This window comes from Prevotella mikamonis (assembly GCF_055381405.1).
In genome coordinates, this window is sequence record NZ_AP035785.1 from 765,102 (window position 1) to 782,338 (window position 17,237).

The 17,237-nt window shown below is 40.0% G+C and carries 13 protein-coding genes and 1 tRNA gene; 4 read left to right on the forward strand and 10 right to left on the reverse strand.

The window, feature by feature from the left end:
• Positions 1-32: 32 nt before the first annotated feature.
• From ACZ42L_RS03290 to trxA, 7 genes are all read right to left on the reverse strand, one after another.
• The gene (locus tag ACZ42L_RS03290; RefSeq protein ID WP_464716601.1) at positions 33-1,235 is read right to left on the reverse strand and encodes a cell division FtsX domain-containing protein; all 1,203 of its coding nucleotides are present in this window, start codon (positions 1,233-1,235) and stop codon (positions 33-35) included.
• The gene (locus ACZ42L_RS03295) at positions 1,232-1,876 is read right to left on the reverse strand and encodes an ATP-binding cassette domain-containing protein (protein ID WP_464716602.1); all 645 of its coding nucleotides are present in this window, start codon (positions 1,874-1,876) and stop codon (positions 1,232-1,234) included. Before ACZ42L_RS03295 ends, ACZ42L_RS03290 begins: the two co-directional genes overlap by 4 nt.
• A gap of 3 nt (positions 1,877-1,879) precedes the next feature.
• Entirely contained in the window at positions 1,880-3,220 is a 1,341-nt protein-coding gene (locus ACZ42L_RS03300) for a DUF4836 family protein (RefSeq protein WP_464716603.1), read from the reverse strand.
• A 5-nt stretch (positions 3,221-3,225) separates the two neighbouring features.
• Positions 3,226-3,948, reverse strand: a complete 723-nt coding sequence (locus tag ACZ42L_RS03305) for a 16S rRNA (uracil(1498)-N(3))-methyltransferase (RefSeq protein WP_464716604.1) — start codon at positions 3,946-3,948, stop codon at positions 3,226-3,228.
• Positions 3,945-4,511 (reverse strand): bifunctional nuclease, encoded by a 567-nt coding sequence (locus ACZ42L_RS03310; RefSeq protein WP_464716605.1) that lies wholly within the window; start codon positions 4,509-4,511, stop codon positions 3,945-3,947. Before ACZ42L_RS03310 ends, ACZ42L_RS03305 begins: the two co-directional genes overlap by 4 nt.
• Complete coding sequence (locus ACZ42L_RS03315; protein WP_464703545.1) at positions 4,504-5,748, reverse strand: MFS transporter; 1,245 nt, start codon at positions 5,746-5,748, stop codon at positions 4,504-4,506. The genes ACZ42L_RS03310 and ACZ42L_RS03315 overlap by 8 nt, the downstream gene beginning before the upstream one ends.
• 346 nt (positions 5,749-6,094) lie before the next feature.
• Positions 6,095-6,586: a thioredoxin gene (gene trxA / locus ACZ42L_RS03320; RefSeq protein WP_464703546.1), complete on the reverse strand. Its 492-nt coding sequence runs from the start codon at positions 6,584-6,586 to the stop codon at positions 6,095-6,097.
• A 305-nt stretch (positions 6,587-6,891) separates the two neighbouring features.
• On the opposite strand from trxA, the gene ppdK reads away from it, so the two are divergent.
• Complete coding sequence (gene ppdK / locus ACZ42L_RS03325) at positions 6,892-9,615, forward strand: pyruvate, phosphate dikinase (protein WP_464716606.1); 2,724 nt, start codon at positions 6,892-6,894, stop codon at positions 9,613-9,615.
• Positions 9,616-9,782: 167 nt separating this feature from the next.
• On the opposite strand, the gene ACZ42L_RS03330 is transcribed toward ppdK, so the two are convergent.
• On the reverse strand, positions 9,783-10,733 hold the full coding sequence (locus ACZ42L_RS03330) for an IS30 family transposase (RefSeq protein WP_464716607.1): 951 nt from the start codon (positions 10,731-10,733) through the stop codon (positions 9,783-9,785).
• 352 nt (positions 10,734-11,085) lie between these two features.
• On the opposite strand from ACZ42L_RS03330, the gene ACZ42L_RS03335 reads away from it, so the two are divergent.
• Positions 11,086-12,021, forward strand: a complete 936-nt coding sequence (locus ACZ42L_RS03335) for an IS30 family transposase (RefSeq protein WP_464716608.1) — start codon at positions 11,086-11,088, stop codon at positions 12,019-12,021.
• A 119-nt stretch (positions 12,022-12,140) separates the two neighbouring features.
• A tRNA-Cys gene (locus tag ACZ42L_RS03340) sits at positions 12,141-12,211 on the forward strand.
• A gap of 115 nt (positions 12,212-12,326) precedes the next feature.
• Here the strand turns inward: ACZ42L_RS03340 and ACZ42L_RS03345 are convergent.
• Together ACZ42L_RS03345 and ACZ42L_RS03350 are read right to left on the reverse strand one after the other, a co-directional pair.
• A complete protein-coding gene (locus ACZ42L_RS03345; RefSeq protein WP_464700743.1) occupies positions 12,327-13,580 on the reverse strand; it encodes a D-alanyl-D-alanine carboxypeptidase/D-alanyl-D-alanine-endopeptidase in 1,254 nt (417 codons plus the stop codon).
• A gap of 8 nt (positions 13,581-13,588) precedes the next feature.
• A complete protein-coding gene (locus tag ACZ42L_RS03350) occupies positions 13,589-15,082 on the reverse strand; it encodes a glycoside hydrolase family 10-like protein (RefSeq protein WP_464700745.1) in 1,494 nt (497 codons plus the stop codon).
• Positions 15,083-15,215: 133 nt separating this feature from the next.
• Here ACZ42L_RS03350 and ACZ42L_RS03355 point away from each other — a divergent pair, with 133 nt between their 5' ends.
• Complete coding sequence (locus tag ACZ42L_RS03355; RefSeq protein ID WP_464716609.1) at positions 15,216-17,237, forward strand: DUF5686 family protein; 2,022 nt, start codon at positions 15,216-15,218, stop codon at positions 17,235-17,237.

Consider the following 17,237-nt stretch of genomic DNA (forward strand, 5'->3'; position numbering starts at 1 on the left):
CGTCGCTGTTAAGCCTTGGCAGTAAATCATTATCAATTTCTATATTTCCAAATATGTATCACCTTCCTGCCTATCGCTATATGGTTGAATGTCGATACAAGGATGAACAATACAAAACCAACAAGCAATGTGGGCCACACTCCCCTATCATCCAGATTGGGGAACAGTGATTCCACAATACTCATATAGTAACAGCGCACAGCAAACAGAATAACGAAAGCAATCAGCAATACACCGAAATTCAATACCAACGTCAGCTTTCTATATGGCCATGCCACCTGTCTGGGAGTATAACCTATTAACAATAGGTTTTCCAATTTCTCTGAATTTTTCTGTAAAAGAAGGTAGATGCTCAACATCAGGATATAGAAACTCAAAGCACTGATGACAAGACCGATAACGATAACTATTGTCACTAGCAATCGTAAAAAGTAGGTTGTCTTCTCTGCATCTTGTTTGTCATTTTCCTGCTCATATCCCTTCTTATCAAGATATTTGGTGAAATGGCCGTCAGAAGGATTCTTTACTGTCAATATTAAGCGTGTAGGAGCTACCGATTGGTGAGGTGCATACCGTTGATTACTCCAATCCATAAAAGCCTGTGGAACCAATATCGACGACAACCGATTAGAGAATCCTATTACTTTGCCCCTGTAGGTGTCGGTATATCCATTAACATGTATATGGATGTAGAAATCGACTAGTCCCACTAATCCTTCACTGATTTTAGGTAGCGAATGAATCTGTGCAAATCCGAAATTATACATTGTCAGATAAATCTTCGGCAAGATGATGGGAATTTCCTTACTTCCAGGGGTGTATTTCCAAGCTTTTAATGATACTTTAACAAACTGATTGGGAATACTCTCGAAAGATATTTCTCCATTGTTCAAGACACTCGTTCCATTGACAGACATATTGGCATCGGCCTTGTATGCAGCACTTGTAAATGTCCCCAAGGCTGTAATGAAATCCTGACTCTCTATGTCGTCGATTTCTGCATCACTGAAATGATTAGCTTGTGTGCTGAGCGTGCTACCCGTACCAATCTTCTTGTTGATAACCAGAAAGCCCGACCGCATGAAGGAATCTTCTGCCGTCAGAGCCGAAGCGACATCATGATAAAATTGAAATCCGAGCAAGACAATAGCCATTCCAAATAAGTTTGCAAGAAAAAAACCCGCTAATTGAGGAATGCTTATATGCTGTCTTAATAACTTCCAAACCAGTGTCATAATTTCAAAACCCTTTCGTAATTCATATTCATGTGCTTACCAATACTCGTAATGATAATGCCTGCACCCTGTTTTTTAGCTTCTTCCTGCATCATGTCTGCCATGATTGCCGCATTGTTGTCATCAAGATGACTTATGGGTTCGTCTGCCAATAAGAAGTCAAAAGGTTGGACTAAAGAGCGGATGAAAGCTACACGCTGTTGTTGGCCGAAAGACATGAGGCCAATCTTTGTATTCATCTTGTCTGCTATACCAAGACGGTCAAAACATTCCCGAATTTCAACATCCGTCTTGAAAGCAGTCATCTGATTTTTGATTGCTACATTTTCATAGGCCGTAAGTTCCGGAAACAATCTTAGCTCCTGAAATAAATGACTGATATGACGCCTCCTTTGTTCGACCCACTCTCCTATTCCAAATTCACGGACTTGCTGTTCATCAAAACAAATATCACCGGAATAATCATGTCGATATCCCATTATATAGCTACAGAATGTACTCTTTCCCTTACCGCTCTCAGACTCCAAAAGATATAAATGGCCTTTTTGAAACTCTAAATCTTGTTGCCAAATTTCGGAACTAACGTCATCTCTATTAGAGAATACTTGTGGCAGAACATGACTGAACTTTATTCTTTCCATCAGTTATTTGATTCTATAAACAAGTTGACTGATTTGTCCAAAAACAGGATTAACAAAGTCTCCAACCATATTTCCTTTCTCTGCACCAATGTGCTGAAGATTAACCTTCATCACAAATCGTTGACCAGTAAACAAATCATTTAGATCCTGTGTTGTTGCATCGACTTGGTTGTTGACAACAGACAAGGCCTTCTGTGGTGTATTACCACTATAGAATTGTTTCTTAGATGTCACTCCAAAGTAGAAATCAGTCTTTCCATCTGTGAAGTGGAAGGCATTTCTCTGCCAATCAACAATTTTACCGCCTGTAGGACACGACTGCTTCCAATAGTCAACATCCGCCAGCCAGTTCGTATGAGCCAATTGAGCAACGAGCGATATGCCTTGCCCCTTCCCCTCAGTAGTCCCTATCAAGGCCATCTCGCCGTCAACACTTTTCAATATGTTATTCATGTCTATAGCAGAATTTATACCGGACAGCAGTACTTGAAATCCTTTATTATTCTGCAAAATCGGCAGATAAGCTTCCCCATCTACATTCATAAAGATACCAACAGCATCTTCCGACTGCATTATGTTAGAGTATACTCCCTTGATTGGGCGATAGACAGACAAGGCGTTTTGCAATGATTCGTTGACTTTACGATTAAATGAAAAGGGCATACCGTCAAAGAACAGGCAATCACCACGTTTCTCTATGTTTGCGCAGATATAGACTCGCGAGGCGTCAGTACCTTTTGGAATACCAATAGTCAAGGGGGCTACTAATTGTTCCGGTAGAACGTCGGCCTGAGCAACCATTCCCATCGGAGCGTCTAGGGAATCCAGTTTTTCATAAATACGGCTGCTCAAGATGCCTTCATCTTCATCTTGACTCAAATATTTAACCATCTGCTGACGTAACTGACTTTGGCCAGCTACTGTTACAGGTCCCATTATCAGAAGTGATTTATCGGAATATCCTACGAGCCAAGAATCTTTTAGTACGGCAAAGTTATAGTCTCTGAAAGATGATACTTCACTGCAAATACCTTGTTTATTCAATGTTTCCAACGTTTTTGAGAAATCGCTGGCATCCCCTATCTTCACGCATGCTCCAAGATTTCCATCAGGGGATTCAAACAAAAAGATACGATGAGAAAGATCAATACCGGTCTTATCCAACTTCTTCAAATGAAGAAGCGACTTTAAAACAACGATATTATCAACGCCACTCATCTTGGCAGGATTGATAGCTATTAAAGCTTTTGATTCAGAAGGAACAGAATTTAAGTAACTACTATCCGTACAGGCCAATAGCATATTAAAAAACAGTAGTCCTATTATAAATCTTATATGCTTCATCTTTCTTATCTCCTTTTGGTTAATTGTGCCATCATCACAGCATAGAGTCCGGCTGTTTCGGTCCGTAGTCTGCTATTACCTAACGATATAGAGACATAACCATTTGCCATAGCCAGCTTTACTTCATCAATCGAGAAGTCTCCTTCAGGTCCTATCAATACTGTAACATCCTCATTTACATCGATTTGCTGTAATATGCTAAAGAAATCTTTCCTTTCTATTTCCGGGTAACAATGAGCTATGAATTTTCGTCCTACACGCGGAGAAGAGATGAATGTTTCAAACGATGACAACTCGTTAATAATTGGCATCATGGGCTTCCGACTCTGCTTGACTGCTGAAATCATGATTTTTTCAAGTCTGTCTATCCGTAGGATTTTGCGCTCGGAAAACTTGCATTGCAAAAAAGAAAATTGGTCAATCCCGACTTCACAGGCTTTCTCTACCATCCATTCTATACGGTCGATATTCTTGGTCGGTGCAATGGCTAAATGAATATTTCCATGCCATCCTTTTAACTGAGCCTTGCTCTCAACAATGCGAAACAGGCATCTTTTCGATGTCGTTAGAGTCACTTCTGCCTGATAAAAATTACCCACCCCATCTAACAACCACAGTGAATCACCGGTTTGGAGTCGTAACACGCGTATAGCATGCTGTGCTTCGTCTACAGGAAGTTCTTCTGTTTCCGGCAGAGTCGGTACATAAAAAAAGTGAGATTCTTTCATTGTTTATCTGAATCAACAGTTGTATCTTTACGTCTTTTCAGTTCATCACTGAGATTAGAGGCTAGCTTGTAATCCTCGTCACGGATAGCACGCTCCAATGCTTCTTTTAACATAGGTGTGCTTATCACATTCACAGGAAGTGCCACCCCATTCCCATGAGGATTGTAAGGCACTCTCTGACGTTCCCAAAGATGTGTATCTATATTGATAGGCAACTTGGCCAAATATGCCAACAGCACTCCATCGGCAGCATTAATGGCATATTGTTCTAATGTCTCGACATTATTTAAGACCGTCATATACTGTCCATCAACAACATCCAATATCAGTAATTCAAAGGAATTGGACTGACCCGAACTGATGATACTCCATAGAACGGTGGGTAACATGCGTTCCAGAGCTTTACCCTTGGCGAAATAAAGGTCAAACAGCTGCATATCATATCGCTCACAGGTAATAGATAAAAGATATTCTTCATTTTTGTCTACTAAGATCAAAAGCCCTTTATCTTTTGTCCCGATTATCTCCGATACGTTTTTGAAGATAATTTCAGTTTTACTCATGTACTTCCTCTGACTGTGGTTTAAATATCAACGCAAAACATATACCCACCAGCAACGCGTAACCGGCAAAAATCAACCAACAAGATTGCCAATCACCGACTATGAATACTTCATTGAACTTTTTAAGTTCGTATGTAAAGTGGTCAACTACAGCTTGCGCAGACAATGTACCTATTGTAGCACCGATTCCATTTGTCATCAGCATAAAAAGGCCTTGGGCACTGGAACGAAGTGCCGGGTCTGTAGTCCTGTCAACGAATAGTGAACCTGAAATATTGAAAAAATCAAAGGCTACCCCATAGACTATCATGGACAAGATAAACATCCATAGGCCATTACCAGGATTTCCGTACGCAAAAAGACCAAAACGCAAAACCCAAGCAAACATAGCTATCAGCATAACATTCTTGATGCCATACCTTTTCATAAAGAAAGGAATAAGCAAGATGCAACAAGTCTCGCTAATCTGGGATAGCGAAATTAGCATGTTAGCATGGCTTACCCCAAACGTATTTGCATATAATTCTATAGGTTTGAAACTATGGATAAATGGATTGGCAAAACCATTTGTAATCTGTAAACTCACGCCTAAAAGCATTGAAAAGATAAAGAAGATTGCCATTTTGCGTTGCTTAAACAGCGCAAAAGCACGCAATCCGAAAGCATCGACCAAGTTTTTCTGATCAGTACCTTTACTGACAGAGCAGGCTGGCAATGTAAAGGTATATAGAAATAAAATCAGGCTAACCACACCAGATGTGACAAACTGGTATTGATTGGATTGGAATCCCATCAAATCAACCAACCACATAGTGCATATAAATCCAATTGTACCAAAAACACGTATAGGGGGAAAGGCTTTTACCGTATCCATATTAGCCTGTGTCAAAGCTGAATAGGCTACCGAATTACTCAATGCCAATGTTGGCATATAAAAAGCGACACTAAAAGAATAAAATAAGAATATATGAGACTGGGATGTGGCAACCGCAAACATCAACAGACCTGCAATCAAATGGCAGAATCCCAATAGTCGCTGAGCCGGTATCCATCTATCAGCTATTATACCTATCAGTGCAGGCATAAAAATAGAAACAACACCTTGCATGGCATAAAACCAACCAATACTCTGAGCCATCCCGATATTCACAAGATAGGTTCCCATGGAAGTCAAATAAGCACCCCACACTGCGAACTCCAAGAAGTTCATCAGTGCCAAACGTATTTTTAAATTCATCTGTGTTATTGATTTACTATGATGCAAAGATAAGGTAAATCAAGTAATTACAATAAGAATAAAACAAAAAAAAATTGATTGTCTCACGACAACCAATCTTTATTAACCTTAATAATCTAATACCATGAAAAACACGATGCAAATTTATAGTATTATTTTTATATAGCAAAGCATACTGCTGTTAAATACATGTTTTATAACATAACTTAATAAACTGCCATGCTCTATTAAACTTCATTGACAAGAAATGCGAGATAAATGACTCTCCCACGTTCTCGTCAGTCTATATTTGCCATATCTGTGTCCTACTCTGTCGCAAAGTCAAACCATGTAGAACTTTATTTCATCACTTTAATAAATTTTCTTTTATGATTTGTTCAAATTCAGCTTGATCATGCGCACCTACAATCATTTGTGGGCGACCAGACTTAGGTATCATAAGGAAAGCTGGAATCGACTGGATACCAAACTGCATAGCCACTTCCCGTTCTTTATCAATATCTATTTGATAGACATCAATACGTCCTTTGTACTTACCAGCCAATTGTTCCAAAATGGGAGACATGATTTTACATGGGCCGCACCATGTAGCATAGAAGTCGACAATAGCAGGTTTATCACCTTTAAACTTCCATTGCGTTTCTTTCTCATAATCCATAATTTTCATTTTGAAATCCTGAGATGTTATGGTTTGTACAGCTTTCTCCGAAGTCTTATTTGCTTCGACTTGTTGCTTCTCTTGCTTGGCAGATTGCGCAGTTCTATTACAACTAGCAAAAACAAGGGCTGCAACTATCACGGCTAATACATTTCTTCTTTTCATTGATATTCCTTTCATAATTTATTATTAATACTACGTTTTCGTCAAAGACAAAGATAACAGTTATTCTGTTTATAATGAGGATATAATCTGGGATAAAATGAATATTTACAATCATTTCAATAATACAGAATGTTTTCTGTTTGCGAAAACAGCCCAAATGTAATGTGGAGATTGCAAATTTGAGCTTCTATTTTTTGTGCATTTATATTTTTACGCTATATTTGCAAAAGAATTAGATGAACATATGAATAAAAGCAGTTTGATATTTGCAGTATAAAAAATGAATAATAAAATTATAATTAAATAACCCCATTTTTACTATGACTAAAAAAAGAGTTTATACTTTTGGTAATGGAAAGGCTGAAGGCAAAGCTGACATGAGAAACCTTCTGGGTGGTAAAGGTGCCAACTTAGCAGAGATGAACCTGATAGGAATTCCTGTTCCTCCAGGATTTACGATTACCACAGATGTATGCAATGAATACTTTGAGAAAGGTAGAGAAACAGTTGTCGAACTATTGAAGGCAGAAGTAGAACAATCTGTTCGGCATATTGAAACTTTGATGAACTCAAAATTTGGCGATCCGCAGAATCCTTTATTGGTCAGCGTACGCTCAGGTGCTCGTGCTTCAATGCCTGGCATGATGGACACCATATTGAATTTAGGATTAAACGATGAAGTAGTTGAAGGATTAGCAAAGAAAACACAAAACGAGCGTTTTGCGTACGACAGCTATCGTCGTTTTGTTCAGATGTACGGAGATGTTGTACTTGGCATGAAGCCTGTCAACAAAGAAGACATCGACCCGTTTGAGGCTATCATCATGGATGTAAAGCGTCAACGCGGTATCACATTGGACAACGACTTAAATGTCGATGAACTGAAGCAGTTGGTTGAATTGTTCAAATTTGCTATCAAGCAACGTACTGGCAAGGATTTCCCAACAGATCCAATGGCTCAGTTATGGGGTGCTATCTGTGCCGTATTTGACAGTTGGATGAACGAAAGAGCCATTCTCTATAGAAAGATGGAAGGAATACCTCAAGAATGGGGTACGGCTGTTTCTGTTATGGCTATGGTGTTCGGTAACATGGGTGATACCAGTGCTACTGGTGTATGCTTTAGCCGCGATGCCGCAACAGGAGAAAATGTATTCAACGGAGAATATCTTGTAAATGCACAGGGAGAAGATGTTGTGGCAGGTATTAGGACTCCTCAGCAAATCACTTTGGCAGGCTCTAGAAATTGGGCAAAACTTCAGGAAATTGACGAAGAGACACGAGCACAGAAATATCCTTCCATGGAAGAAACCATGCCGGAAATCTATGCACAGTTGAATACAATCCAAGATAAGTTGGAGAAGCATTATCATGATATGCAGGATATGGAATTTACCGTTCAAGAAGGTAAATTATGGTTCTTGCAGACAAGGAATGGTAAACGCACTGGTATGGCAATGGTAAAAATTGCCATGGACTTGTTCAAGGAAGGAGAAATTGATGAGAAAACAGCTTTGATGCGCTGTGAACCCAATAAGCTGGATGAACTATTACACCCTGTATTTGATAAATTGTCCTTAACTCAAGCTAAAGTCTTAACACGCGGTTTGCCGGCATCTCCCGGTGCTGCTTGTGGACAGATTGTATTCTTTGCAGATGATGCAGCGCGATGGAGCGCGGAAGGCCATAATATCATCATGGTCCGCATTGAAACCAGTCCTGAAGACTTAGCAGGAATGAGTGCAGCTGAAGGTATTCTTACAGCTCGCGGTGGAATGACGAGTCATGCAGCAGTGGTAGCCCGTGGAATGGGAAAATGCTGTGTGTCTGGTGCTGGTGGTATTAATATTGACTACAAGGAGCGTACACTGGAAATTGATGGAATCAAACTACACGAAGGCGATTACATTTCGTTGAATGGAAGTACCGGAGAGGTATACTTGGGTGAAGTTGAAACAAAACCAGCTGAAATTACCGGTGATTTTGCCAATCTCATGGCTTTGTGTGATAAATACACAAAACTCGTCGTACGTACTAATGCTGACACACCGCATGATGCTGAAATAGCAAGACAATTTGGTGCAGTAGGTATTGGACTCTGCCGCACAGAGCATATGTTCTTTGAAAATGAAAAGATTAAAGCTATGCGCGAAATGATTTTGGCAGAAACAACCGAAGGACGCGAAAAGGCCCTTGAGAAACTTCTTCCTTTCCAGAAACAAGATTTCTACGGCATATTGAAAGCTATGGACGGTTGTCCCGTCAACATTCGTTTGCTTGATCCACCATTGCACGAATTTGTTCCTCACGATATTGAAGGACAAAAAACGATGGCCGACGAAATGGGAGTATCTGTACAAAAAATACAGCAACGCGTCAACTCTCTTAGCGAGCATAATCCTATGTTAGGACATCGTGGTTGCCGTTTAGGAAACACTTATCCTGAAATCACTGCCATGCAAACCCGTGCCATCCTTGGTGCTGCCGTTCAACTGAAGAGAGAAGGATTTGATCCACATCCCGAAATTATGGTTCCATTAATTGGTATCGTGAACGAGTTTGATGAGCAAGAAAGAGTTATTCGCAAGGTGGCTAAAGAGTTGTTCGAGCAAGAAAACATTGAAGTTCCATTTAAGGTGGGAACAATGATAGAGATTCCTCGTGCAGCCTTGACAGCAGATACTATCGCAACAAAGGCCGAGTATTTTAGCTTTGGCACGAACGACCTGACCCAGATGACATTTGGCTATAGCCGAGATGACATTGCAACTTTCTTACCAGTTTATTTGGAAAAGAAGATTTTGAAGGTGGACCCATTCCAGGTATTAGATCAGGTGGGCGTCGGTCAGCTTATAGATATGGCTGTTCAAAAAGGCCGTAACACACGCCCTGAATTAAAATGTGGTATTTGTGGCGAACATGGCGGCGAGCCGACCTCTGTTAAGTTCTGTCACCGTGTAGGGCTTGATTACGTGAGCTGTTCTCCATATCGAGTGCCTATCGCTAGGCTTGCAGCGGCGCAGGCCAAAGTAGAAGAAGCATAAAGGTTGATTGAATATAAGAAGTTAGGCGGAGATATCCTTTGTTTGAAAGGTGTCTCCGCCTATTTAATTTATCTATATCAAACCATTTTTATAGCATAGCAAGAAGAACTAACTTTTACTATCTTCCATAATCGCTAATAGTGTAGATTCCAGTATCAAGTGCAAATTTATACGATTAGATTGTAAACCTCTTTTTTTGGTGTTGAGAAATTAAGTTTTTTCCTTGGTCTTGCATTTATTTTCATCTGTATTTGTTTTATCTGCCGGTCGTCAATCCTTTCAAAAGTCGTTCCTTTTGGAATGTATTGCCTGATGAGCTTGTTTGTGTTCTCAATGTTTCCTTTCTCCCATGAGGAATAGGGGTGTGCGAAGTAGATCTTTGTTTTGAGGCATTGTGCTATGATCCTGTGGCATGCAAACTCGCTTCCGTTGTCCGTTGTGATGCTCCTGATGTTTCCGATGAATGGTGTCAGCATGGCCACGACGGTCTTGGCAAGGGCTTTTGCATTCTTTCCCCGTGGCAGTTTCCTCATCAGAAGATAGTCCTTGCATCTCTCTACGAGTGTTACGATGGCTCCCCGGCCGTCTTTCCCGATGATGGTGTCCATTTCCCAGTCTCCGAACCGTGTTCCGTTGGCCTGCGGGTCCCGCTCGTCTATCATGACTCTGTCCTTGATGGCCGTGTAGGCAGCAGGGCAGCTTCTTCTGATATGCTTCATCCTGTGCCGGCAACTCTTGTAAAGCTCACCTCCGCAGAGCCGGTCGAAGCGGATATAGTTGTAGATGGTTTCTACACATACGCACGTCTTTCCCTTGCGCAGCATCCAACCCCTGATTTGTTCGGGTGACCACTGTTCGTTGACCATGAGCGCAATGATTTCCTTTCGCATCTCAATACTGAACTTACGGTGCTTTCGCATCCGTCGTCTGCGTTCGTCACACTGCTTCCGGGCAACGCCGTAATGATAATGGTATCGCCCTTTGTTGCGTTTCAACTCGCGGTAAACGGTGCTGTAGTGCACGTTTATCATATCTGCAATGCCCTTTACCGACATTTTCTTTTGCAGCAAAACAAAGATTGTGTATCTTTGTGCCGAGGTTAATTGATGATATTTCATATGACAATGCAAAGTTGATTAATCTCGGGGAGATTTCGGTCTCCCTTTTCTGTTTTTTTGTATTGCTACTGAAATCTTTTGTCTCGTCGGGGCATTCAGCCCCTTGCCGACGGCGTTCCCCGAGTGTTTTTCATAGTCGGTTTTTAAGACAAGAGACTATTTGCACTTCTTAATGTGTACTTTCCAAATCGAAGTGCAAAAATCTGTGATAGTTTTTCAAGGTGAAAACATGAAAAACACCGCAGGTCAGCCTCGCGGCCGGGGCGCGTAGCCCCGAAGAGCGATACCGGCAATACAAAAAAGGAGTCCCCTTTTGAGAACTCCCTGAGATTAATTATCTTTGTATTGCAATATGTATAAACAACTAACCTCGGAGCAAAGGTCGCAAATTTTTGCCTTACTCCAAAGAAAAAGTCCAAGAAAAGAGATTGCACTCATAGTGGGCATCAGTGAATCCACGTTAAGCCGTGAGCTGAGGCGTAACAGTGGCGGTTCGGGTAACTACATCTGGTTCAAGGCACATCAGAAAGCGATGGAACGCCGCAGGCGTACCACATCCAATGCCCGGCTTAGCCCTGAGTTGGTCTGGCGTATCAGGGAATACATCCTTGAAGAACAATGGTCTCCCAGACAGATTGCGGGCGTCCTGTCCCGGGAGGGTATCCACGTGTCCCATCAAAGTATCTACAACCTTATCCATGCTGATACGACAGGCATGCTGGCTGCCAACACACGGCATAAGTTAAAATACAGGAGAAGGCCAAGGCCGGGAGCTTTTCCCATTGCCAACAGGACCAGCATTCATCAGCGCCCCAAAGAGGCCGACGGGAAAAGGTTTGGAGACTTCGAGATGGATCTTATTGTAGACTCCTGCAATCATGCGATTCTCACCATGACGGAGCGTTCCACCAACATGCTCTTTATGACCAGGCTCAAGGAGGGAAAGAAGGCTAAGCCCTTGGCCGGGGAGGTCAGGAGGCTGTTGTTGCCTTATAAGAAATATATGCACACCATCACTACAGACAATGGACCGGAGTTTGCAGACCACCTACAGATTACAAAGGACCTGGGGGTGACAGTGTACTTTGCAGCCCCATATGCCTCATGGCAGAAAGGAGCCATTGAGAATACAAACAAACTCATCAGGCAATATATACCGAAATCTGCCAATTTTGATGAATTTACAGATAAGAAGATAAGGATGATACAGAAGAAAATAAACAGAAGACCCAGGGAAAAACTCGGATTTAAAACACCGATAGAAGAGTTTTACAAAAGAATAAAGTAATTTTGCACTTGCCGGTTGACTCTACGATGGAACTTATGAGCACAACATTTGAGTGAAAAAATCAAAGATTTCTTTGCTATATCAGAAAAATGTACTACCTTTGCATCCGCAATAAACAAGGTACCTTGGCCGATCGGTTAGGTAACGGTCTGCAAAACCGTGTAGAGCAGTTCGACTCTGCTAGGTACCTCTATTAAGAGTGAAGAATGTTCTTTACTCTTTTTTATTTTAATCATCTACACATGATAAATAAAAAGCTCAGTAGACAAGTCCTACTGAGCTGAATATATAAAATAACTTCTACCCTATTGTACCAATGCCTCACACAATTTACGCTGTAGAACCCGTGCATCGAGCACAGACATATCTGTATCCATGATGGCAAAGGCAAGAAGATGCCCATTGCTACCCACACAATAACCGGCAAGTGAGCTGATACCATAAGGATGAGAGAGTGTACCAGTTTTAGCCCTTACTTTTCCCCTTAATTTAGGACTAGTCATTTCACTACGCAAAGTACCATCAATTCCTGCTATAGATAATTGATGATACAGCATACGAAAAATAGGTTTATGCTGATAAGCATAACGTAATATTGCTGTAAGTGCCTTGGGAGACAAGCAGTTATGGGTACATAATCCACAGCCATCATGCACAACAAGCGCAGAGTCTTGTAATTGTAATGTATCTTTTAAAAATGTTCTTAAATATTCTACACCCGCTATGGTTGGAGCAATTTCCGGATTTGCACGATGCCCAATCGTATAAAGCATAGAAGTAGCCTGAGTATTGGAACTGTTCTTCCACATTCGACGTGTAACCCTGTCTATAGAACGATAAAAGCGGAACGCACAATGAAACTTCTTGGAAATCTTTGACAATATGACCTGGCTGTCAGATATATGAATACCCTGTGCACGTAATACAGATTTAAACTCGCGAACAACACGCGGTACCCCTTTATAGAGAATACCATAACGAGAGAAAGTCAAGTCCCAAGGATACCAATGTTCCTCACTTTGTACCGGCTCATGAAGAAGCAAATCCATACGTATCTTACCACTGATTTTCTTAATGCCGCGCCTTTTAATCTCTTTTGCAAACATTACAAAGTCAGTGCTTTGTAATTGAGGATCTAAATCAGCCTTAAATCCAAGTTCTCCATACAGGATTCCATCCCGTACCGTTCCATAGGTATACAGGGAAGTAGTATATAGATATTTTGTACCCAACAGTTGCAGTCCAGCCACTCCACTCAATAGTTTTAAGCATGAGGCGGACGATTGTGCACTATTCCCATTTACTCCATATACAGGTTTGTCTGCCATGAGATCGTAAACAAAAAAGCCAAAATTTCCCTTTGTTCGCGGTTTGTTTGAAAACTCTATAAGCCTACTACGTAAGGTTTTATCAACCTCAACAACCTCTGGAGTCGCTATTTGTGCTTTTTCTTTCGTTTTGTTATCCCCCCCACATCTGCATAATATAAAGGCGACTACAGATGCAACTATTGCAAACAAGAAAAAATATAACCGACTACGTATTATCTTCTTTTTCATTTAATTGTTTACAACTTGATTTTCTTCTTCACTCCTTTACTTTCATTGCTCATACGATCTAGAGAAGTTACAACATAGGTATACTTCTCTGTTCCTTTTTCATAAGGCAATTTATAGAAAGTGTTATCTGTAATCGTAATAATGTTATTAGGATTTTCAATGTCAACTTTTTCATCAGGTCCAAAACGATAGATAACATATTTGGTTACGATATCATGCCATTTCTTAGCTTTTGGTGCTTTCCAGAAAAGTATATATCCATCGCTTGTCCATACCGGCTTTACCTTCTTGGGCTTCTTTGGAGCTTTGCCATCTATAAAAGTCATTCGGGGATGAAGTGCAGGATTTTTCCAATAGCGTTCGCGTAATATTGTACCATAGTTGCCGATATTATCGGTAACAGCCTTTGCATACCACAATACCGTACCCTGGACGTTCTGCATTTGCTTATGAAGTTCAAACTTTGCAGGTTGTTGGTTGATTTTAGGATTATTTGTATCAGGAGTACTAACCGAGCGCTCTACACTTTCTCCTATATAAAGAGGTCTATGAGCGGCATGGCGATTCCACCAACTAATCAATGTAGCATAGTCAGCTGTAGGATGTCCTATCTGCCAATATAATTGAGGAACAGAATAATCTACCCATCCATTATTTACCCATAATAAGACATCTGCATATAAATCATCATAATTTTGTAGTCCTTTTGTTTCACTTCCCACCAGTGGGGCATTTACTTTATTTCTATATATTCCAAAAGGTGATACTCCAAACTTTACCCAAGGCTTTACTGCATGAATTGAATCTGATAACTGTTTAATAAAGAGATTCACATTATATCTTCTCCAGTCACCACGATTGTTGATTCCATTTTTACTTTCTGCATATTCCTTATCATCAGGGATTGTTGCCCCAGCTACCGGGTAGGGATAGAAATAATCATCAATATGAAAGCCATCGACGTCATATCTCCTCACAATATCTGCTGCTATCTGGCAGATAAATTCCCTATTTACAGCTTGTCCCGGATTCAAAATAAACTGTCCGTCATACGAGAAGACCCGTTCCGGATGCAGAATAGCTATATGATTTGAAGCTAATGAAGCTGTAGACTTTGTCTTCGCTCTAAAAGGATTTATCCAGGCATGTAGCTCCATTCCACGTTTATGACATTCTTTTACCATCCAATCCAAGGGATCCCAAAAAGGTTGTGGTGCAACTCCTTGCTGCCCTGTAAGATAACGACTCCAAGGCTCATACGGACTTGCATAGAGAGCATCACATTCGGCCCTGACCTGAAAAAGGATGGCATTCACTCCGTCTGATTGAAGCTCATCCAGCTGACTGGTAAGTACCTGTTTCATTTTCAAAGTTCCCATACCTTGGAACTGGCCATTGACACATTGAATCCACGCACCTCGAAATTCACGTTTGTTCTGTCCGAAACATGAATATGAGAATATGAAAAATAAGACTAGAAATAAAATAAAAAAACGCTTCATATAGATTTAGTGTAACTTACATATTTAGTTGAATAGTAAAATATCTGTTATACAGATGGCAAAGTTAATAAAAAAACAGCATTCATTTTTGTATTTGATTGCTTTTTATTAACTTTGGCCTAAATACAATTTGATGAAAACGCGATGGCTCTACATAATCTTACTGGCATTACTATCTGCCAACGCATTCGCAAAAGCACATCCTGATACGCTTTTGCTACATCGTGTTTTTACATTTTCTGCCACAATAGACACCACAAATGTAGAGCCTGACACATCTTATGCTTACACTAAATATTCATTAAATGTAAAACGACGCAACTTTGTCTTATTGGCAGTACCCACAATGTATGCAATAGCACACGGAACAAATCGGAAATATGTTGGAGAAACTTTTGAAAAAATTACTTCACATCATATAGAGAAATATGTCGCAGAAAAAATCTTGGATGTTACAACAGTACCTCATCATAGAAAGAGTATGTCTACTGTGCTGAAATACCTTACTCCAAAAATATATCAAGAAACTATGGTTGGCGACAACTTGTTGTCTCCTTTTAATTATCATAACCGTAAATATTATAGGTACTTTATCTCTTTTATGAGAAACGGAACTGCACGGTTGAATTTCAGACCTCGATTAAAGAATACTCAACTTGTCAGAGGCCAAGCATTGATAAATATTGAGACTGGAGGGATTATCAAAACCCTTATACAAGGGGAATATGACATGGTCAGATTCACATTGAATGCAACCATGAATCAGAGTGGCGCACATGTTTTGGCTCCTAAAAACGTTATATTAACATGCAGATTTTCTTTTCTCGGTAATGAAACCGATGGCAACTTCCATGCAAACTATGGACTAAATCCGGCTCTTCCAGATAGCATTACAGATTCACACGATTATCAATTAATGGACCACTTGCGTCCATTTCCTATCACGGATGAAGAGAGGGAGATATATTCGGTTTATTTTAATAAAACATCTACAAGAAATGATCAACCCAAAAGAATAAACCCCTTAAAAAAAATATTATGGGATGTAATCGGCGATAATGTCTTAAACCGCATAAAATCAACCTACGGCAAATCTAATCAAGGATATTTCAGGATGAACCCAATTTTAAATCCTCTATATATGGGGTATGACAATAGGCGTGGGTTTATCTATAAATTTGATGTCAGAACAAGTTATGAATTTGATTCTAATAAAGAATTTTATATTAGATTTAAGTCAGGATATTCCTTTAAACGTCACCAATTTTATTTCAAACTTCCCACATACTTCTATTATAACAAACGAAGAAATGGCTACATAGAAATGCTGTTAGAAAACGGGAATTGGATTAGAAATGAACTTATTGAGAAAGATATCAATATTGAAAACAAGGATTCCGCTTTGGAGACTTATAGTAGAACTCCATACTTCAAAGATATGCATCTGAATATCAAGAATAATTATGATATCAACCAATACGTCAGTTTTCAAGTGGGCCTATCAGCCCATAAACGCTCTGCTATAGAAAAAAAAAGGTATGAAATTGCAGGACTTCCATCTAAATATATCTCTGTAGCTCCCTTCCTAGAAATTCAATGGAGGCCAAAAGCCTGGAAAGGTCCATTTATTACATTAGATTATGAGCGCGGTATCAAAAACTTTCTCGGCGGTGATATCAACTATGAGCGGTGGGAACTTGATATGCAATGGATAAAACGCTTGACACGACTCCAATCCTTACAAATGAGATTTGGCACGGGGTTGTACACTAAAAGGGAGAAACCTGCGTACTTTCTTGATTTTGAAAATTTTAGAGAAAATAATCTTCCCGGTGGATGGAATGATGATTGGAGTGGAGAATTTGAACTACTTAGTTCTTATATTTATAATGTATCAAAATGGTATGCTAGAACAAATTTTACTTATGAAAGTCCTCTCCTTTTCATTTCAAGACTTCCATGGATAGGACATTTTATAGAAATGGAACGTATATATTTCAGTAGCTTATGTGTAAAAGATATTCATCCATATATAGAAACCGGATATGGTTTTACGACAAGACTGTTTTCTATAGGAATATTTGTCAGTAATGAGAATGGGAGATTTAAAGATTTTGGATGTAAATTTGGGTTTGAATTATTTAGACATTGGTAA